This window comes from Paraburkholderia sp. 31.1 (genome assembly GCF_014397645.1).
Taxonomy (GTDB): Bacteria; Pseudomonadota; Gammaproteobacteria; order Burkholderiales; family Burkholderiaceae; genus Paraburkholderia; species Paraburkholderia tuberum.
This window is the reverse complement of sequence record NZ_VZQN01000041.1, coordinates 44,406-63,983: the sequence shown is the minus strand read 5'-3', so window position 1 is coordinate 63,983 and position 19,578 is coordinate 44,406. Positions and strand designations below refer to the sequence as shown.

The following is a 19,578-nucleotide window of genomic DNA, read 5'->3' as shown; positions in this document are numbered from 1 at the left end:
CGCGGCGTTTCACGGCGAGGCGGGCCGCGCACCAATTGACGCATTTGACGAACACAAGGTAAGGGTAATGGCAAAAATCATTGTGGTGACTTCGGGCAAGGGTGGCGTGGGCAAGACGACCACGAGCGCGAGCTTTGCGTCGGCCCTCGCGTTGCGCGGCAGCAAGACCGCCGTGATCGACTTCGACGTCGGCCTGCGCAACCTCGACCTCATCATGGGCTGCGAGCGCCGCGTCGTGTACGACCTGATCAACGTGATCCAGGGCGAAGCGAATCTGAATCAGGCGCTGATCAAAGACAAGAAATGCGAGAACCTGTTCATCCTCCCGGCCTCGCAAACGCGCGATAAAGACGCGCTGACGATGGAAGGCGTCGAGAAGGTCATCAACGATCTGATCAAGATGGACTTCGAATACATCGTCTGCGATTCGCCGGCCGGTATCGAGTCGGGCGCGCTGCTTGCGATGCACTTCGCCGACGAAGCGCTGATCGTGACGAACCCGGAAGTGTCGTCGGTACGCGACTCCGATCGCATTCTCGGCATCCTGTCGTCGAAGACCAAGCGCGCGATCGAGGGCAAGGAGCCGATCAAGGAGCACCTGCTGATCACCCGCTACAACCCGAAGCGTGTCAGCGAAGGCGAAATGCTGTCGCTGACCGACATCCAGGAAATTCTGCGCATCGACCTGATCGGCGTGATTCCGGAATCGGAAGCGGTGCTGCACGCGTCGAACCAGGGTCTGCCGGCCGTGCATATGGACGGCACCGATGTGGCCGAAGCCTATAAGGACGTCGTGTCGCGTTTCCTCGGCGAGCAGAAATCGCTTCGCTTTGTCGATTACCAGAAGCCCGGGCTGCTGCAGCGCCTCTTCGGCACCAAGTAAGGGGAGCGCACGTCATGTCGATTCTTTCGTTTTTGCTGGGCGAGAAAAAGAAGTCCGCGTCGGTAGCGAAGGAACGCCTGCAGTTGATCATCGCGCACGAGCGCGCCGGCGGCCATGCACCCGCCGATTATCTGCCTGCGTTGCAACGCGAACTGGTGGCCGTGATCTCGAAGTACGTGAAGATTTCCGATGACGACATACGGGTGAGTCTCGAGCGTCAGGACGATCTCGAAGTGCTCGAAGTCAAGATCGAAATACCCCAGGCCTGAGCTTCGGATGGACCGCGGTCCATCTCGCATCATGTGCAGGACGTCGCATGGCGTCGCGTCGCAGCGACGTGATGCGGTGCGGCGTTCGGCTCGTCCTCTGGCTTCTGTCTGAAGCCGTCTCTTCGCATCTCCACGGCGCTCGCCATTTCCCGGTCGAAATGAACCGTTGCACTCCAGCGGTGCCGTTACCCGCGCAACGTCAGCCTCGCGTCGCCCTCGCGCATCTACTGACGCGGCGAGTCGGCGGTATCCGTCGTGATGTCGTCTGCGGCATCGTCGGCGCTCGGCTCGCCGTCCTCGCTTTCCGCTTCCGGCACCTCGACCTCGGGCACTTCCGGCACTGGCGCAGGCGTGGGCTGCGGCAGCGGCGCCACGTAGCGCTCGGCGAGCGATTCATAGAGCGGCGGCGCGAACAGGCGGGACACTCGGCTCGCGATCAACGCGGTGGCCATCAGCGAAATCACGAGCGCGTGGCCGTCGATCATCTCCATCACGATCACGAACGAAGTGATCGGCGACTGCGTGACCGCGGCCAGATAGCCGACCATCGCGAGCGCGATCAGCATCGGCAATTGCATCGAATCGAACACCATGTGCAGCAGATTGCCGAAGCCCGCGCCGATCGACAGCGACGGCGCGAAGATGCCGCCCGGAATGCCCGGCAGGTATGAGCCGACCATCGCGATCATCTTCAGGAACGGATAGAACACCGACAACTGCTCGTGTCCCTCGAGCAGGCCGCGCGCTTCCGTATAGCCGCTGCCGAACGTCGTGCCGCCCGAGATCACGCCGACCACCGCGATCGCGAAGCCGCACAGCGCGGCGAACACAACCGGCCGCTCGCCGTGCAACTGACGCAGCGGCTCCGGAATCCAGCGCGCGGTATTGAGCAGCAGCCAGCCGAAGATACCGCCCGCGATTCCCGTGACGATCGCGGTGAGCACCACCGCGACGGCGAGCAGATCAGGGAAATGCGCGCCGATCTGGATCGTGCCGAAATACGTGTAGTTGCCGTTCAGGCCCAGTGCGACGACACCCGCGATGATGATCGCCGTGATCAGCACGCCACTCGTGCGCGCCTCGAAGCTGCGCGTCAATTCCTCGATTGCGAATACGACGCCCGCGAGCGGTGTATTGAACGCCGCCGACAAACCCGCCGCCGCGCCCGCCAACGCGAGCTGCCGTTCGATCTGCGCATTCGAGCGCGGATAGAACCGGCGCAGATTGAACATCAGCGCGGCGCCGACCTGCACGGTCGGTCCTTCACGGCCGATCGTAAAGCCGCCGAGAATCGCGAGAAACGACACGCCGATTTTGCCGAGCAGAATTCGCAGCGACAGCAGCCGCGTGCCGTATCCGCGCTGTTTCGTGTGCAGCGTTGCGATGACCTGCGGGATGCCGCTGCCCTCGGAGCCGCGAAAGAACTTGCGCGTGAGCCAGACCGCGAGTGCGGCGACCGCGGGCGTGATCACGAGCGGCGCCCACACATACCGCTGCCGGACATCGAGAAACGCGTCATACCCCCAGTCGATCAGACGCGCATACAGCACCGCGACCAGGCCGACGGCGATTGCACCGAGCCAGAAGATGCCGTATTGCTGCCACAGGCGTTTTGCGCGACGCATGGCAGCGGGCGAACGGGAAGGGAAGGGCCGGGACATGAATTAGATTCGTGCAAAGGGCCAAGTATAAAGCGTGCGGGACCGACCAGAATACGTGAAAGATGTTTGAAATAATGAAGTGAAGTGAATCATCAGGCGGATATTTTTTTTGCTGTAACGTGCCGTATTGAGCATCGGACCGCGCGCAACGGCCATTTGGCGGGATCGGTAAAACGTCAGCTAGAATAGTTTCAACTTCGAATAACGAACAGACCCTCAATGAAGCGAATACTTATTGTCAAGGTCACTTCACTAGGCGATATCGTGCAGGCGTTGCCAGTCGTCGCCGACATCAAACGCGCATTTCCTGGCGTTCAGGTGGATTGGGCGGCGGACGAAGCATTCGCGCAAGTCGTGCATTGGAGCCAGGGCGTCGATCGCGTGCTGTGCGCGCCGCTGCGCCGCTTCAAGAAGGCGCGTCGCTGGAGTGATCTGAAGGCGATCTGGGCATCCGTCGCCGAGCTGCGCGCGTATCGCTACGACTACATCATCGACATTCACGGCGTCTACAAGAGCGCGATCATCGCCTTCCTCGCGCGCTCGTCGCGGCGAATCGGCTATCAATCCCTGGATCTGGGCGAGCGTGGCGCGGCGTTCGCCTACACCGGGCGTTTCGGCCCACGTCCGCAAGGCAGCGCGTGGCACGGCATGCGCATCAGCGCCAGCGAGGCGCTCGGCTACGAAGTGGAAGGACCGCCCATCTACGACCTGCAGCTACCCGAAACCGTCCCGCAGCCGTTCGCGACGCAGGACGCGCCTGTCGCGGCGCTCTTTCACGCCACCTCGAAAGCCGACAAGAAATGGCCGCTCACGCACTGGGCGGCGCTTGGACGCGAGTTGAGCGAGCGCGGTTTTCGTGTGGTGCTGCCGTGGGGTTCGGACGGTGAGCTTGCCGAAGCCGGGCAGATCGCCGCGCAGGTGCCAGGCGCGACCGTGCTGCCGCCATTGAGTGTGACCGAAGTTGCGCAGATGATCGGCGCGTGCGCGCTCGTGGTCGGTACCGATACGGGTTTCGTGCACCTCGCGCATGCGCTGCAGAAGCGCACCGTGATGATCTTCGTCGCGACGTCGCCATCGCATTGCGGCGTCGAGGCGCCGTATCGCTCGACCTCGATCGGCGACGGCGACTCGGTGCCGCCCATCAGCGCGGCGCTCGAAGCGATCGACTACGTGTACGCGGCAGAGCCGGTGCTCGCGATGCAGCACGGATCAGCCGCCGCCTGAGTTCGTTCGCGCGCTCGCGCAATCGTTTGCGCAAAAGAAAAGAGGCGCGATGCGTAGTCCACCCTTGCTGGCGGGGACTGCATCGTCGCGCCTCAAAGAACGCCCGTGTCGGGGAACAGCGGGCGGAGAGGAATCGATTACACGCCTGTTAAAACTGTCGCTTTTCGTTGGACGCCGAAGCGTCCGATGCGCGGACGCCGGGGCGGCAAGCTGATACGCCGCGGTGCGTCGAGGCTCGCACGGCGCGCGTTGAACCGCTCGATTGCGGCGACGCCGGCGCGGCCAGCAAGGTTTCTATCGCGACAGTGCGCTCAACGGAGTATAGGCGGTGTTTTCCGCCATGGTGGCGCGATCTGGCGGCAGCGGGGCGGTCGATCGAACGCGCCGATCCAGCGCGCCGGTCCTGTAACAGCTCGGTGATGTTCCCTTACAAATGGCAACGTTCGCTGCGGCGCGCATCGTGTCCAATCGGGTCATTCGGGGTTTGCGCTCGAATCAATCTGACTCGATGGAGAACAACATGAAACGCTTGATCCTGACTCTCGTGGCCGGCACGCTGCTCGCATCGGCACTCGGCGGCTGCGTTATCGCGCCGGCGCCGGGCTATTACTACGGCGGCGGTGGCTACTACCATCACGGCTACTACTACCGCTAAGCCGCGCGCCGTGCTCAGGCCCGGAGCACCAGCCTCAGGCGACCAGCATTTCGAACGCGACCACCGCGGCAATGGCCGCGGCGTTCGCGGCCAGCGCCTCGACGACGATGGATTTCCATGTCGTCGGACGGAAGCGCAGCGCGAGCAGCAGCGAGCCGAGCAAGGCCAGCGCGATGATCGTCACGATATCGGCATTGTGAAGATGGACGTTCATGCGGATCTCCCCGTTTTTTATAGGGTTATGTCAGGGAGTATAGGCAACTCAAAAGGACGCGCAAGGCGGGGGTTTTACCCGGGCCGGGCCGCGGCAACAGCGAGGAAATAATGCTCTCAGCATGCTGCCGCAGACGCGTAAAAACTGCGCGGGTGCAGCATCGATCGAACCTCGGCAAACGCGCATCGACGGAAGCGTTGTTTCGCCGATGCGCCTTGCATCATTTCATCAAACTCTCATCACGCGTCTCGCGCATGCACAGCACGCCGACAAGGCTCACGGCCGCCGCGACCGACACGTACGCGCCGACCCATGCCAAGCCGCCGTGCGCGGCGAGCACCTGCGCGATATACGGTGCGACCGACGCGCCGAGAATCCCGCCGAGGTTGTACGCGACGCCGGCGCCCGTATAGCGCACGTTGGTCGGAAACAGTTCCGGCAGCAGCGCGCCCATCGGCGCGAAGGTCACGCCCATCAGGAACAGCTGGATCACCAGAAACAGCAGCACGAGCAACGGCTCGCCGCTGCCGAGCAGCGGCGCCATCGTGAAGCCCGACAGGATCGCCGCGATGATGCCGACGATCAGCACCGGCTTACGCCCGAAGCGATCGCTCGCACGGGCCGACAGCGGCGTCGCGATTGCCATGAACACGACCGCGATGCACAGCAGGCCGAGGAACGTCTGCCGCGGAATATGCAGCGACCCGACGCCGTACGACAGCGAGAACGTCGTCGCGTTGTAGAACAGCGTGTAGCAGACCACCATCGCGAGCGCGCCGAGCACGGTCGGCCGCCAGTGCTGCGAGAACAGCGTCGCGATCGGCACGCGCACGCGCTCCTTGCGCTCGATCGCTACCTGGAACGCGGGCGTTTCGGCAATCTTCAGCCGCACGTACAGCCCGAGCGCGACGAGCACCGAGCTGACGATGAACGGCACGCGCCAGCCCCAGCTGCGGAACTGCTCGTCGGAGAGCGACATTGCGAGCGCGAAGAACAGACCGTTGGACGCGAGAAAGCCGATCGAGGGCCCGAGCTGCGGGAACATGCCGAACCAGCCGCGTTTGCCGGCCGGCGCGTTTTCGGTGGCGAGCAGCGCGGCGCCGCCCCATTCGCCGCCGAGGCCGATACCCTGGCCGAAACGCAGCACGCACAGCAGGATCGGCGCGAGGCTGCCGATCGCGTCGTAGCCCGGCACGAAGCCGATCAGCGTGGTCGACAGGCCCATCACGAGCAGCGACGCAACCAGAGTCGATTTGCGGCCGATGCGGTCGCCGAAGTGGCCGAACAGGAACGAGCCGATCGGTCGCGCGACGAACGCGATGCCAAACGTGACGAACGCCGACAGCGCCTGCGCGGTGGCCGAGCCATGCGGGAAGAATACCGGTCCGATCACGAGCGCCGCGGCGGTCGCGTAGACATAGAAATCGTAGAACTCGATCGCGGTGCCGATGAAGCTCGCGAAGATGATCCGCGCGGTATTGTTTTGCCCGCTTGCGGGCTGAGCGGCGGAAATCGGCGAAGTGGACATGCAGGGTCTCCAATTGTATGAGGCCGCGGCGCGCTGAGCCGTGTTTCGCAGACAGGCGGCGCGCAACGGCGGCATCCTCGCTGAGGTATAGGTTTGGGCGCCGCACGCGGGGTGGCGGCGCGGCACTGCAGTCGGCTCATGCGCCGCGCCGGCGGGTGTGCGGACGGCGTGAGCCATGCCGGAAGGCTCCGGCGCGGGGAATCGGAAAATTATAGCGAGCGCGCTCGTCGCGCAGCAATGGCGGCGTAAGTTTGTGCGGCAACGAGGGGGCTTTATGAGTTATGCGCGATGACTCGAGTAGCTCGCGCGTGGCCGACCCATGCGCGGCTGCGCGGGCGGTGCGTGTCAGCGCACGCGCCAACCGCGCTCAGTCGTACGTTTCCGCTTGCGGCGAGGCGAGCTCGCGCAGCTGGAATTTGCCGTTGTCGTTGAACAGCCAGTCTTCGAACAGCTCGAGCTGGCCGCGGCCGTTCAGCAGCTTGCCGGGCGGTAGCGGCAGCGGCGCCGAGCGGCGCAGCGTCGCGAGCGCGGTGCTTTCGGCTTCGTCGTCGCCGTTCGTGCGATACACCGACGACTCGACGATGTGTCCATAACGATCGACCGTGAACGACACCACCACCAGCGAGCGCAGCATCGGCTGAGGCCTGCCCTGGAGCACATACGACGGATTGCGCTCGACGATCCGTCGTGCGACCGCGTCGCGATATTGATCGAGCGTCGCGCTGTTGATCGCGGCCACCGGTGTGCTGACGGTTTCGTGCGGCGTCAGCGGTGTGATCGTGCAACCGGCCACGGCGACAACACCGAGCGCGGCGAGCGATAGCCGATGCATGCGAGCGGCCGTGAAGGAGCGCAGAGCCACACGGTGAGAAACAGGAGGGGGAGAAGTGCGAGAGAGCATCGTCGACGAACCGCGAGGAGAACCTGATTGAATGGTAGTCAAAAACCGTCGGGATTCAATTGGCGTTCGCCCGCCGGATGTCATCGTGCGTGCCCCGCTGAGGTGCTTTGCTTTCCGCTGTAATGGCCGGAAATGTGCGCGCATTGGTCGGCGAGCGAAACCCGCCTACACTCTGATGGCCTCTTCTTGAGGCATCGGTGGAAGTCTTTTCAGCCCGCTTCTGGCGGGCTTTCTTTTTCCTTCGATTCGCCATTCAAACGCGGCAATAAAAAAGGCGAACCCGCCAAGCGGGTCCGCCTTTTCGATCCCGGTCAACCAGCTACGCCGCAAGCTGAGGCTCACGGCGCTGCCCAGGCGTCGATTACTTCAACGTCGCACGCGCCGCTTTCACCGCGGCCAGCACCTGCTCGGGCGCGGTGCCGCCCGGATGATTGCGGCTCGCCACCGAGCCCTCGAGCGTCAGATACGAGAACACGTCGTCGCCGATCAGATGCGCGACGTTCGGCAGTTCGCCGCGCATTTCGTCGAGCGTCAGGTCCGCGAGATCGCAGCCGCGATCGGCGCACACGCGCACCGCGAGCGCGACTGCTTCGTGCGCGTCGCGGAACGGCAGGCCGCGCTTGACGAGATAGTCGGCGAGGTCCGTCGCGGTCGAGAAGCCTTGCAGCGCGGCGTCGCGCATCGCCTGCGGCTTGACCGTGATGCCGGCGACCATTTCGGCGAAGATGCGCAGCGTGTCGGCGACCGTATCGACGGTGTCGAACAGCGGCTCCTTGTCTTCCTGGTTGTCCTTGTTGTACGCGAGCGGCTGGCCCTTCATCAGCGTGAGCAGCGCCATCAGATGGCCGTTCACGCGGCCGGTCTTGCCGCGCGCGAGTTCGGGCACGTCCGGGTTCTTCTTCTGCGGCATGATCGACGAGCCGGTGCAGAAACGGTCGGCCAGATCGATGAAGCCGACGCGCGGGCTCACCCACAGCACCAGTTCTTCGGAGAAGCGCGACACGTGCGTCATGACGAGCGCGGAGGCGGCCGTGAATTCGATCGCGAAGTCGCGGTCGGAGACTGCGTCGAGCGAGTTCGCGCAGATGCCGTCGAAGCCGAGCGTCTTCGCCACGGCGTGACGGTCGATCGGATAGCTGGTGCCGGCGAGCGCGGCCGCGCCGAGCGGCAGACGGTTCACGCGCTTGCGGCAGTCGATCATGCGCTCGGCGTCGCGCGAGAACATTTCGACGTACGCGAGCAGATGGTGGCCGAACGTGACGGGCTGCGCGACCTGCAGGTGCGTGAAGCCCGGCATGATGGTCGCGGCGTTCTTCTCCGCGATCTCGAGCAGCGCCACGCGCAGTTCGGTGAGCAGCTCGCCGATGCGGTCGATCTCGCCGCGCAGCCACAGGCGAATGTCGGTCGCAACCTGGTCGTTGCGTGAGCGGCCGGTGTGCAGGCGCTTGCCGGCGTCGCCGATCAGCGCGGTCAGGCGCGCTTCGATGTTCAGGTGCACGTCTTCGAGATCGAGCTGCCATTCGAACTCGCCGCGCTCGATTTCACCTTTGATCTGCGCCATGCCGCGCTGGATCGCGGCGAGGTCGTCGGCGGAAATGATCTTCTGCGCGGCGAGCATCGACGCGTGCGCGAGCGACCCTTCGATGTCGACGAACGCCAGACGCTTGTCGAAGAAAACCGACGACGTGTAGCGTTTGACGAGTTCCGACATCGGCTCCGAGAAGCGAGCCGACCAGGCTTCGCCTTTTTTGTGCAGTTGGGACGTCATGGTGTTGGGCGGTAAAAACGAGCGGTGAAGAGGCTGGCAACGCGAGTGCGCGAATCGTGCAAGAGCGCCGCCGCAGCGAAGAAAGACGAAGATTTTAACACCGGGCGAGGGCGACCAAAGCGCTGCCGCCCATCGCGGGCCTATTCGCGCACCAGCACCACGAGCTTCAGATCCTCGCGATGCGCGGGCTTGAACGTGATCTGGTCACAAACGATGCGCCCGTCGCGCGGATGGTTGAACTCGCGCCTGCCACCTTCGCGGCCGCCGACGTCCTGGGAGGCCCAGTAGCGTGCGAACTCGTCGCTCGCGGCCGAGAGCGAATCGATCAGCCCACGTGTGGGCGCATCGTTCAGATGGCGGATCGAGTCGGCGCGGAATTCGGCGGCGAGCCGCCGCGCGCGCGTTTCCCAATCGACGATCAACGCGCGCGCGGCCGGCTCGGTGAACGTGTAGCGCAGCAGGTTGCGGTCGTGCGCGCCGTCGAGCCAGCCGACGAACAGATCGGCCGCGCGCTCGTTCCACGCAAGCGCATTCCACTGCCGGTCGAGCACGTAGGCGGGCGTGTCGATGAGTTGCACGGTTTGCAGCAGCGTGGCGGGCGCATCGGCGGCGGCCGGGTCGGGCTCGGCCGGATCGCGTTGCGCGGCCAGCTCGAACAGATACGCGCGCTCGGCGCGCGACAGCTGCAACGCGACCGCGATGCGCGCGAGCGCATCGGCGGAAGCGGACACTGGCCGGCCCTGCTCGATCCACGTGTACCAGGTCGGGCTCACGCCGCACAGCTGCGCGACTTCCTCGCGCCGCAGACCGGGCGTGCGGCGACGCGGCCCCGGCGGCAGCCCGACCGCCTGCGGCGACAGCCGCTCGCGATGGGCGCGGATGAAGTCGCCGAGCGCGCGGGCCGGGGTGGCGTCGAGCGGCGGCGGGTGATCGGCGGAAGACGGCGTCGTCATGCTATCGGCTGCGCGTGGAGGGGGTAATAGAGATACCAGAATAATTGCCGAACTTGTACTGGTACATGGCGGGCTCTATTGTAGCGGCTGGATTCGCGCAATGAGAAAAGCCGGGTGTGACCTGCGTCGGCCACACCCGGCTTTTGTCCGCCAATGCGGCAACCTCAACCGGTATTGCGCAACCCCGCCGCGATCCCGTTGATGCTCAAATGAATGCCGCGCCGCACGCGCGCATTCGTGTCGCCCGCGCGATAGCGTTTGAGCAGTTCGACCTGCAGGTGATTGAGCGGATCGAGGTACGGGAAGCGATTCTTGATCGAGCGCGCGAGCAGCGGATTCTCGGCGAGCCGCTCGCTCTTGCCGGTGATCTCCGACAACACCTTCGACGTGCGCTCCCACTCGGCGACGATGCGCTCGAACACATGCTTGCGCAGCTTCTTGTCGGTCACGAGCGCGGCATAACGCGACGCGACCGCGAGGTCGGTCTTCGCGATGACCATGTCCATGTTCGACATCAGGTTCGAAAAGAACGGCCAGCTCTTGTGCATCTTCTGCAGCAGCGCGAGACGGCGCGCGCGTTCGGCGTCGGACGGCGCGCTGTCGAGGTGCTCGGCGACCGCGCTGCCGAAGCCGTACCAGCCGGTCAGCAGCAGCCGGCATTGACCCCACGAGAAGCCCCACGGAATCGCGCGCAGATCCTCGATCTTGCGTTGCTTCGGATCCTGCAGCTTGCGCGACGCCGGGCGGCTGCCGATGTTCAGCTCGGCGATCTCCGCGATCGGCGTCGACTCGAAGAAATACTCCTTGAAGCCCGGCGTTTCGTAGACGAGCGCGCGATACGCGGCCATCGCCGTATCGGACAGCTGCTGCATCGTTTCCTCGTACACCGGCAACTCGGCCAACGTGTGGTCGTGCGGCAGCAGCGACGCTTCGAGCGTCGCGGCCACGACGGTTTCCAGATTGCGCCGGCCGATTTCCGGATTTGCGAACTTGCTCGCGATCACTTCGCCCTGCTCGGTCAAACGGATCTGACCGTCGACGGTGCCCGGCGGCTGCGACAGGATCGCCTGGTAGGTCGGGCCGCCGCCGCGCCCGACGGTGCCGCCGCGCCCATGGAACAGACGCAGCGTCACGCCGCGTTCGTTGAACAGCGACACGAGCGCAAGCTCCGCGCGATACAGCTCCCAGTTCGACGTCAGGAAGCCGCCGTCCTTGTTGCTGTCCGAGTAGCCGAGCATCACTTCCTGCTCGTTGCCCTGATGTTCGATCAGCGCGCTAATGCCCGGCAGCGCGATCAGATCGCGCATGATGTGCGGCGCGTTGCGCAGGTCGGGGATCGTCTCGAACAGCGGGATCACCATCAGGCCGGCGCGCGCGGGGTCGTGCTCGTCGCCGAGGCGTCCGCGCAACAGGCCGGTTTCCTTCTGCAGCAGCATCACCTCGACCAGGTCGGTGACGGTCTCCGTGTGCGAAATGATGTAGTTGCGCACCGCGCGCGCGCCGAACTTCTCGCGCGTCATGCGCGCTTCCTCGAGCACCGCGAGTTCGCTTTTCACGAGCTCGGAGTAGTCGGCGGAGGGCACGCGCAGCGCGCGCGGCTGCGCGAGCTCGGCGAGCAGCACGGTCAGCTTGTCGGCTTCCGCCAACGCCGCGTAATCGTCCTCGACACCGGCGCGCTTGAGCAGCTCGGCGATCACCGCTTCGTGGATATCGGAGCTTTGCCGCAGATCGATGCTCGCGAGATGGAAGCCGAACACTTCGGCCGCGCGCGCGAGCGGCGCGAGACGCGGCGCGGCGAGCGGCGCGCCGTGATGCTCGGCGAGCGAATCCATCAGCACGTGGAGGTCGCGCACGAAGTCGGCGGCGTCGTCGTAGGGAATCGCGCGGACCGGCGCGACGCCGCGGCCGGCGCTGCGCAGCGGCACGCTGCCTTCGCCGAGGCGCACGCGCGCGCTTGCCGCGAGCCGCGTGTAGATGCCGATCAGCGCGCGACGATACGGCTCGTCGGTGCGATGCGGCGAATGGTCGGGCGAGATGGCCGCGAGCTCATTCAGCGCATCGCTCGCGCCGACCAGCACATTCGACATCGATAGCTCCTCGCCGAGCTTGTGCACCTGCTCCAGGTAGTGCTCGAAGATCACCGCGGCCTGACGCGTGATCGCATTTTCGAGCGTTTCGGCGGTGACGTTCGGATTGCCGTCGCGATCGCCGCCGATCCAGCTGCCCATCTGGAAGAACGGCGGCAGGCGCGCTTCGAGGCCATGCTCCTTCAGCGCCTCCTCGATGTCGGCGTACAGCGCCGGCAGTTCTTCGAGGAAGGTGCTGCGGTAGTACGACAGCGCGTTTTCGATTTCGTCGGCGACCGTCAGACGCGAGTCGCGCAGCATGCGCGTTTGCCACAGCGACGTGACGCGCGCGCGCAGCATCGCTTCGTTGTGCGCGCGCTCGCGGTTCGTCAGCGGCTGGTCGCGCTCGGCGAGCAAACGCGCGATGTCGTGCTGCGCGTCGAGAATGCTCTTGCGCTGCACTTCGGTCGGGTGCGCGGTCAGCACCGGCATGATCAGCGCGTCGTCGAAAAACCGCTGCAGCACCGGTGTCGCGGCCGCACCAGCCGCGGCGAGCCGCTCGAGCGCATGGGCGATCGTGCCCGGCTGCGAGGCCGAGCCCGCGAGCGCGTGAATTCGGTGGCGGCGGTTGCGGTGACGGTCCTCGGCGATGTTCGCGAGATGCGAAAAGTAGCTGAACGCGCGCACGACGCTGACGGTCTGCTCGGGCGTCAGCGTGCGCAGCTTCTTGTCGAGCGTCTGCGCGGCGGCGCTGTCGTCCTCGCGACGGAAACGCACTGCCGTCTGCCGGATCGTCTCGACGATGTCGAACACCGCCTCGCCTTCCTGCTCGCGCAGCACGTCGCCGAGCAGACGCCCGAGATAGCGGATGTCCTGGAACAGCGGGTGGTCCTTGTCCTCGCGCGTGCGGCCGCCGCTCTTCGCGGTGGTCGCGGCGGCGGACTCAGCCGGCGGCAGGTCCTTCGGTTTCGACGGTTTCGCGGCGCGCGGGGGTGTTGCGTCGCCATCGACCTTGGCCTTGGCCGGCTTGCGCGCGGTGGCCGACGTCGCGGCCTGTTCAGCCTTGCTGGCCTTGTCGGCTTTCGACGCCTTTTGCGCCTTGTCCTGCTTGACGGGCACCGAGGTCTGCGCGGCCTTCGGGGCTTTGGTGGCGCGAGCGGCGAGGGCGCGGCGCCTGGCGCGCTGGTCGGCGCGCGTGTCGCCATGTTGACCAACGCTCGACGATATGGCGTGCGCGGCAACGTCGGACAGGGCGTCAGGCGCCGCGGCGTCGGCCGGGCGAGCGGTGGGCGAGGCAGTGTTGCGGCGGGCGGGGCGCGCCGATCCGGAAGACGTCACGATGAGTTTCCTCGGGGAAGCCAGGGTCTGTTGATTGATGAACTGCGACTGCGGAACTGCCACCAGCAAGTGCAACGTGAACTGCGTGCAACAGGGACTACGCAACGGACTACAAGACGGACTGCTAGTGCAACTGCAACGTAGACTTGAAACGGCGACTGTACACGGCGATTGCTCGACCCACTGGAAGCGGGGCCCGCGCGTGCCGCACCGCGTACGCGGAACGACACGAGCGCTGCCGAATCGCGCGACGCCGACGAGGGAGAGAGGAGCCACGGGCTGCCAGCCCGCGCTGGGACCGAACACGCGGCAGGCATTGCCTCAGCATGTTCGCCGCATTGCATCATCCCGCATGCCGCCGCGCAGTGCGCGAACGACCGTACGTGACAACGCGGAATGGGCGCCTTCGCGCGTGGCGCGAAGCCCGTCTCCTCCGTCGATGCCGCTTGCGCACGGCGCTTCGCCATGCCTTGGAACCAAAGGGCGCGAACGAGGGCGCGTGCTAACATTGATTGTTATTCCATCCCGACATCCAGCAGCAAGCTAATGAACACCGAGACGTTTTCCACGCCACCCCACACGCTTGTGATTGCGTCGCGAGAGAGCCGCCTTGCCATGTGGCAAGCCGAGCATGTGCGATGTGCGCTGCACAAATTATATCCATCTTGTGACGTAAAAATCCTCGGAATGACGACACGTGGCGATCAGATTCTCGATCGCACGCTGTCGAAGGTGGGTGGCAAGGGGCTCTTCGTGAAGGAGCTCGAAGCCGCGCTCGCCGATGGCCGCGCCGACCTCGCGGTGCATTCGCTGAAAGACGTGCCGATGGAGTTGCCCGCCGGTTTCGCGCTGTCCACCATCATGGAGCGCGAGGACCCACGCGACGCGTTCGTGTCCAATCAGTACGACTCGCTCGCCGCGCTGCCGGCCGGTGCCGTGGTCGGCACTTCGAGCCTGCGGCGTGAGGCGATGCTGCGCATGCGCTATGCGCATCTCGACGTGCGGCCGTTGCGCGGCAATCTCGATACCCGACTCGCCAAGCTCGATCGCGGCGATTACGCGGCGATCATTCTGGCCGCGGCCGGGCTGAAGCGGCTGGGTCTCGCCGATCGCATCCGCGCGCTGCTCGATCCCGAGGACAGTCTGCCGGCGGCGGGCCAGGGCGCGCTCGGCATCGAGATTCGCGCCGATCGCGCGGACCTCGCCGCATGGCTCGCGCCGCTGCATCATCCGCACACGGCGGCGGCCGTCGAAGCGGAGCGCATGGTATCGCGCGCGCTCGGCGGCAGCTGCGAGGTGCCGCTCGCGGCCTACGCAACCTGGGGCGATGGCGCGCTGCATCTGCGCGGCATCGTCGCGACGCCGGACGGCCAGCGCGTGCTGAGCGCGCAGGCGTCGGCGCCGGCGCCCACCGTCGAACGCGCGCGCGCGCTCGGCGAGGAAGTGGCGCACTCGCTCGCGCAGCAGGGCGCCCTCGACATCGTCCGCGCGCTCAGTACGGCGAGCGGTCCCGCGGCCGCGCCCAGCGCGGCGGCCAGCGAGTGATGGCCGCCGTCTCGCCCGAGAAGGCGCCCTTCACGGTCGTGATCACGCGGCCGGCCGGCCAGTCGAGCGAACTCGTCGAACGGCTCGAAGCAGCCGGACTCGCGTCGCTCGACTTCCCGCTGATCGACATCGCGCCCGTCATCGACGACGCGCCGTTGTGCGCCGCGCTCGCGTCGCTCGAACGCTACGCGCTCGTCGTGTTCGTGTCGCCGAACGCAGTCGATCACGCGTTCGCGCGCCATAACGATATCTGGCCGCATGCGCTGCCGATCGGCGTGGTCGGCCCGGGCAGCGTGCAAGCGCTCGCGCGCCACGGCGTCAGCGCGCCCGAGCATCGCGTGATCAGCCCCGCGGCGGGCGCCGACGACGAATCGACGAGCTTCGACTCCGAGAGCCTGTTTGCCGCGCTCGAGGCGCAACTCGGTGCCGCGGGCCTCGAAGGCAAGCGCGTGCTGATCGTGCGCGGCGACGGCGGCCGCGAATGGCTGAGCGAGCGCCTGCGTGAAGCCGGCGCCGAAGTCGACGCGGTGGCCGCTTACCGGCGCATCGTGCCGGAGCCGTCGATCGGCGCATGGGCGCGCGTGCACGAACTGCTCGCGGGCACGCCGCACGCATGGCTTCTGACCAGCTCCGAAGGCGTCCGCAATCTGCACGAACTCGCGCACGAGCATCTGACCGCCGGCGAGATCGAGCAGCTCAAACACGCGCCCCTCGTCACGCCGCATCCGCGCATCGCGCAGACCGCGCGGGCATTGGGTTTTGATAGGATTACGGTGTCCGGCGCGGGCGACGAGCGCATAGTCCGAGCCCTCGTTGCCGCAGCCGCCGTGCCTCCCGTCGTCCAACCGGTATCGTCCAACCCGGCTCAACCACGCATGACTGAAACGAACGCATCCACGAACGCCTCACCTCAGCCGCCCGCAAGCGCCGCCTTGCCGCCGAACCCACCCTTCACGCCGTACGAAGCGCAAAAGCGCCGCAGCACGAGCGGACCGCTGCTGTGGTTGGTCATCGTGGTCATCGCGTGCGCGGCGGGCGTGGGCGGCTTCGCGATGAACCGCAAGCTGGTGCGCACCGAGCAGGAACTCGCGCAGCGTCAGCAGGCCAACGACACGCAGACCAACGAACTGCGCATCAAGATCGACCAGGCGCTCGCCACCGTGCATCAATCGGACTCGCAGGTCGCGCAGCTCGAAGGCAAGCTCGCCGATGCGCAGGCCGCGCAGCAGGCGCTGCAACAGCAATACGCGGATCTCGCGCGCAATCGCGACGACTGGACGCTCGCCGAAGTCGGGCAGATGCTGTCGGCGGCGAGCCAGCAGTTGCAGCTGACCGGCAATACGCAGCTCGCGCTGTTCGCGTTGCAAAGCGCCGATACGCGCCTCGCGGCGTCGGACAGTCCGCAGGCGGTCGCGGTGCGCAAGGCGATCGCGCAGGACATCGACAAGCTGAAGGCCGCGCCGTCCACCGATCTGACCGGCCTCGCGATCAAGCTCGACAACGCGATCGATCGCGTGAACGGCCTGCCGCTGTCGGGTGAAGCACCGATTCCGCGTGCCACGCCGCATGCGGCCACGTGGGCCGACACCGCGAAGGTGGCCGCGGCCACCGGCAAGCCGCGCTGGGAAGTGTGGATCGACGAGGTCACGCACGGCATCGGCGAACAGCTGACGAGCCTCGTGCAGGTGCGCCGTATCGACAACGCCGACGCGATGCTGGTCACGCCGGATCAAGGCTACTTCGTGCGCGAGAACCTGAAACTGCGTCTGCTGTCGGCGCGTCTCGCGCTGCTGTCGCGCAACCAGACCACGCTGAAGTCCGACCTGCAGGCGGCGCAGTCCGCGTTGACGCGCTACTTCGACGCGTCGTCGAAAGACACGCAGACGGTCATCGATCTGGTCAAGCAGGTGGACGCCGATTCGGCCGCGGTCGAGCTGCCGAACCTCGATACGAGCCTGCAGGCCGTCAATCAATACCGGAACCGGGGTTAATCATGGCGATCCGGGGACTCCTGTGGCTCGCGGCGCTGTTCGCCGTCGCGGTCGTGCTCGCGGTAGGCGGGCGCTTCGACGCTGGGCAAGTGCTGCTGATCTATCCGCCGTACCGCGTCGACATGTCGCTGAACCTGTTCGTCGTCGGGCTGGTGGTGCTGTTCATCCCGCTCTATGCGCTGTTGCGCATCATCCGCAATATCTGGCGCATGCCGCAGCGCGTCGCCGCGTACCGCGCACGCGCGCGTGTCGCGAAGGCGCACGCGGCGTTGCGCGATGCGATCGGCAACCTGTACGCGGGGCGTTTCTCGCGCGCGGAAAAGGCCGCCAAGGACGCGCTCACGAATGGCGACAACAAGGGCGCGGCCGGTTTGATCGCGGCGACCGCAGCGCATCGCATGCATGAGTACGCGCGGCGCGACGAATGGCTCGCGCAGATCGACGAGGCCGACTGGCAGGACGCGCGCCTGATGGCCACCGCCGACATGCGCGCCGACGGCCGCGACGCCGACGGCGCGCTCAATGCGCTGACCGAGATGCAATCGCAGGGCGCGCGGCGCATTCACGCGCAGCAAATCATGCTGCGTGCACAGCAGCAACTGAAGAACTGGGGCGAAGTGCTGAAGCTCGTGAAGACGCTGGAGAAGCGCGAGGCGATCCATCCGGCGGTCGCGGTGCGGCTGCGTCAACTGGCGGCGGAAAATCTGCTGCGCGATCGTCGCCACAATGCGGACGCGCTGCTCGAACTGTGGAACTCGCTGTCGGCGACCGAGCGTCATTCGCCGCGCCTCGCCGACACCGCCGCCGAACTGCTGGTCGCGCTGAACCGTCCGCAGGAGGCGCGCAAGATCGTCGAGGAGGCGCTCGCGCAGAACTGGGATGCGCGCCTGTTGCGACGCTATCCGGACACGGCCGGCGGCGACGCGTTGCCGCTGATCCAGAAGGCCGAGGCGTGGCAGAAGGATCGGCCGGAAGACGCGGACCTGATGTTCGCGCTGGGGCGTCTGTGTCTGCATCAGCAGTTGTGGGGCAAGGCGCAGTCGTTCCTCGAACGCGCGCTGAAGCTTGCCGACAACGAGACGCTGAAGATCCGCTCGCATCGCGCGCTCGCGCGTCTGCACGAGCAGCTGGGCGATACCGACAAGGCGAGCCAGCACTATCGCGAGAGTGCATTGGCGATGAACGTGACGTGAGTTGGGCGTTTTCGGCCATGTGCTGAAGCGCGCAAGCCCCGGAAACCGCTATCTGATGGCCGCAGCCCCGCGCAGCGGCCATTTGTTTTTCCGGCGGCCGGCGGCTGGCGTCCGGCGGCCGAGCGTGCGCTGGACTCGCGCGCAATTCGCAGATCCCCAGCTCGAATCGTCGGGACTGCGCTTTGCTTCACCACCTCACTGGATGCGCAACCTCGGAGGTGTTCAAAGTGGCCAGCGACGCTGTGACGGTGCAAACCGAGACCCGCAGCGGCGACGTCGAGCGCAAGGGCGTCGTCGTCATTACAGGGGCAAGTGCCGGCGTGGGGCGCGCGAGCGCGTCCGAATTCGCGCGGCAGGGCTATGACGTTGGGCTCATCGCGCGCGAGCCGCGACGGCTCGCTCGTGCCGCCGAGGAGATCGCCGCGACCTATGGCGTGCGCGCACTCGCCATTCCGGCCGATGTCGCCGATGCCGCCGCGATCGAGCGCGCGGCGCAGCGTGTGAAGCGCGAGTGGGGCGGCATCGACGTCTGGGTCAACGTCGCGATGGCGACCGCGTTTGCGCCGGTGTCGGCGCTCAGCGCGCGCGATGTCGAACGCGGCACGCAGGTGACCTATCTGGGGCAGGTCAACGGCATGCTGGCGGCGCTCCCCGTGATGCGCGCGCGCGGGCACGGGACGATCGTCAATGTCGGCTCGGCGCTCGGGTACCGGTCGGTGCCGTTGCAGTCGATCTATTGCGGCGCGAAGTTTGCCGTGCGCGGCTTCACCGATTCGTTGCGTTCCGAGTTGCTGCACGACGGAGTCGATATCCATCTGACGATGGTCGATCTGCCCGCGGTCAATACGCCGCAATTCGACTGGGCGCTCAATCGCACGGGGCGCAGGGCACGGCCGGTGGCGCCGGTGTTTCAGCCGGAAGTGGCGGCACGGGCGATCTACTTTGCGGCCACCCATCGGCGGCGGCAGGTATGGGTCGGGTGGTCGACGGTCAAGGCGATCCTCGCGAACCGGATCGCGCCGACGCTGCTCGACCGCTATCTCGCGCGGGCGGGTTACGACGGGCAATTGACCGATGAACCGTTGCCCGCCGATGCGCCCGCGAATCTCTACGAGCCGGTGCCGGGCCACTACACTTCGCATGGTCGCTTCGATGATGAAGCGCATGCGTACTGCTGGCAGATGTTCACCGATCGGCATCGCAATGCGGTGTACGGCGCGGCAGTGATGGCGCTGGCGGGGGGCGTCGCGTGGCTGCTGAGGCGCCAGCGGCCCTGATGCGCGGCCGGTCGGCCTCATCCCTGTCGCCGACGGAATGTCTGGACTATCCTTCGAATGACGGTACCGCCCACAAACCGTGGTGCGGCGTCCTCGACTACGAACATTCCAA

15 protein-coding genes are annotated in these 19,578 nt (G+C 66.2%); 8 read left to right on the top strand and 7 right to left on the bottom strand.

The annotated features are described in order from the left end of the window. Window positions 1-67 precede the first annotated feature (67 nt). Window positions 68-883, top strand: a complete 816-nt coding sequence (minD, locus tag F6X37_RS27575) for a septum site-determining protein MinD (RefSeq protein WP_187613482.1) — start codon at window positions 68-70, stop codon at window positions 881-883. Window positions 884-897: 14 nt separating this feature from the next. Beyond that, entirely contained in the window at window positions 898-1,152 is a 255-nt protein-coding gene (gene minE, locus F6X37_RS27570; RefSeq protein WP_008922443.1) for a cell division topological specificity factor MinE, read from the top strand. A gap of 224 nt (window positions 1,153-1,376) precedes the next feature. Here the strand turns inward: minE and F6X37_RS27565 are convergent, their stop codons facing one another. Then, on the bottom strand, window positions 1,377-2,813 hold the full coding sequence (locus F6X37_RS27565) for a chloride channel protein (protein ID WP_262420043.1): 1,437 nt from the start codon (window positions 2,811-2,813) through the stop codon (window positions 1,377-1,379). Window positions 2,814-3,032: 219 nt separating this feature from the next. Here F6X37_RS27565 and waaC point away from each other — a divergent pair, with 219 nt between their 5' ends. Then, window positions 3,033-4,037: a lipopolysaccharide heptosyltransferase I gene (waaC, locus tag F6X37_RS27560; RefSeq protein ID WP_187613481.1), complete on the top strand. Its 1,005-nt coding sequence runs from the start codon at window positions 3,033-3,035 to the stop codon at window positions 4,035-4,037. 520 nt (window positions 4,038-4,557) lie between these two features. Further along, entirely contained in the window at window positions 4,558-4,692 is a 135-nt protein-coding gene (locus F6X37_RS37160) for a hypothetical protein (RefSeq protein ID WP_260321106.1), read from the top strand. A gap of 34 nt (window positions 4,693-4,726) precedes the next feature. Here F6X37_RS37160 and F6X37_RS27555 read toward each other — a convergent pair whose 3' ends face one another. The 6 genes from F6X37_RS27555 to ppc all read right to left on the bottom strand — a co-directional run bounded on the left by F6X37_RS27555 (window position 4,727) and on the right by ppc (window position 13,460). Beyond that, entirely contained in the window at window positions 4,727-4,906 is a 180-nt protein-coding gene (locus tag F6X37_RS27555; protein WP_018419748.1) for a hypothetical protein, read from the bottom strand. Window positions 4,907-5,126: 220 nt separating this feature from the next. Further along, entirely contained in the window at window positions 5,127-6,434 is a 1,308-nt protein-coding gene (locus tag F6X37_RS27550) for an MFS transporter (RefSeq protein WP_184059583.1), read from the bottom strand. A 367-nt stretch (window positions 6,435-6,801) separates the two neighbouring features. Beyond that, entirely contained in the window at window positions 6,802-7,335 is a 534-nt protein-coding gene (locus tag F6X37_RS27545) for a TonB C-terminal domain-containing protein (protein ID WP_184021206.1), read from the bottom strand. 361 nt (window positions 7,336-7,696) lie between these two features. Continuing rightward, complete coding sequence (gene argH, locus F6X37_RS27540; RefSeq protein WP_187613480.1) at window positions 7,697-9,103, bottom strand: argininosuccinate lyase; 1,407 nt, start codon at window positions 9,101-9,103, stop codon at window positions 7,697-7,699. Window positions 9,104-9,243: 140 nt separating this feature from the next. Beyond that, a complete protein-coding gene (locus F6X37_RS27535) occupies window positions 9,244-10,056 on the bottom strand; it encodes a helix-turn-helix transcriptional regulator (RefSeq protein ID WP_090803503.1) in 813 nt (270 codons plus the stop codon). A gap of 164 nt (window positions 10,057-10,220) precedes the next feature. Further along, entirely contained in the window at window positions 10,221-13,460 is a 3,240-nt protein-coding gene (gene ppc / locus F6X37_RS27530) for a phosphoenolpyruvate carboxylase (RefSeq protein ID WP_187613479.1), read from the bottom strand. 546 nt (window positions 13,461-14,006) lie between these two features. On the opposite strand from ppc, the gene hemC reads away from it, so the two are divergent. The 4 genes from hemC (at window position 14,007) to F6X37_RS27510 (ending at window position 19,466) form a co-directional block, all read left to right on the top strand. After that, a complete protein-coding gene (gene hemC / locus F6X37_RS27525) occupies window positions 14,007-15,005 on the top strand; it encodes a hydroxymethylbilane synthase (protein WP_187613478.1) in 999 nt (332 codons plus the stop codon). Then, window positions 15,005-16,996 carry a fused uroporphyrinogen-III synthase HemD/membrane protein HemX gene (hemDX, locus tag F6X37_RS27520; RefSeq protein ID WP_187613477.1) on the top strand — a complete coding sequence of 664 codons (1,992 nt, stop codon included), beginning with the start codon at window positions 15,005-15,007 and terminating at the stop codon, window positions 16,994-16,996. Before hemC ends, hemDX begins: the two co-directional genes overlap by 1 nt. A 2-nt stretch (window positions 16,997-16,998) precedes the next feature. Beyond that, window positions 16,999-18,189, top strand: coding sequence for a heme biosynthesis protein HemY (locus F6X37_RS27515; protein WP_187613476.1), 1,191 nt, complete (start codon window positions 16,999-17,001; stop codon window positions 18,187-18,189). Between the two features lie 248 nt (window positions 18,190-18,437). Then, window positions 18,438-19,466, top strand: a complete 1,029-nt coding sequence (locus F6X37_RS27510) for an SDR family oxidoreductase (protein WP_187613490.1) — start codon at window positions 18,438-18,440, stop codon at window positions 19,464-19,466. Window positions 19,467-19,578 lie beyond the last annotated feature (112 nt).

Coding starts and splice junctions, on each gene's coding strand:
- minD (WP_187613482.1), top strand. CDS start 68: ATGGCAAAAATCATTGTGGTGACTTCGGGCAAGGGTGGCGTGGGCAAG.
- minE (WP_008922443.1), top strand. CDS start 898: ATGTCGATTCTTTCGTTTTTGCTGGGCGAGAAAAAGAAGTCCGCGTCG.
- F6X37_RS27565 (WP_262420043.1), bottom strand. CDS start 2,813: ATGTCCCGGCCCTTCCCTTCCCGTTCGCCCGCTGCCATGCGTCGCGCA.
- waaC (WP_187613481.1), top strand. CDS start 3,033: ATGAAGCGAATACTTATTGTCAAGGTCACTTCACTAGGCGATATCGTG.
- F6X37_RS37160 (WP_260321106.1), top strand. CDS start 4,558: ATGAAACGCTTGATCCTGACTCTCGTGGCCGGCACGCTGCTCGCATCG.
- F6X37_RS27555 (WP_018419748.1), bottom strand. CDS start 4,906: ATGAACGTCCATCTTCACAATGCCGATATCGTGACGATCATCGCGCTG.
- F6X37_RS27550 (WP_184059583.1), bottom strand. CDS start 6,434: ATGTCCACTTCGCCGATTTCCGCCGCTCAGCCCGCAAGCGGGCAAAAC.
- F6X37_RS27545 (WP_184021206.1), bottom strand. CDS start 7,335: ATGCTCTCTCGCACTTCTCCCCCTCCTGTTTCTCACCGTGTGGCTCTG.
- argH (WP_187613480.1), bottom strand. CDS start 9,103: ATGACGTCCCAACTGCACAAAAAAGGCGAAGCCTGGTCGGCTCGCTTC.
- F6X37_RS27535 (WP_090803503.1), bottom strand. CDS start 10,056: ATGACGACGCCGTCTTCCGCCGATCACCCGCCGCCGCTCGACGCCACC.
- hemC (WP_187613478.1), top strand. CDS start 14,007: ATGAACACCGAGACGTTTTCCACGCCACCCCACACGCTTGTGATTGCG.
- hemDX (WP_187613477.1), top strand. CDS start 15,005: ATGGCCGCCGTCTCGCCCGAGAAGGCGCCCTTCACGGTCGTGATCACG.
- F6X37_RS27515 (WP_187613476.1), top strand. CDS start 16,999: ATGGCGATCCGGGGACTCCTGTGGCTCGCGGCGCTGTTCGCCGTCGCG.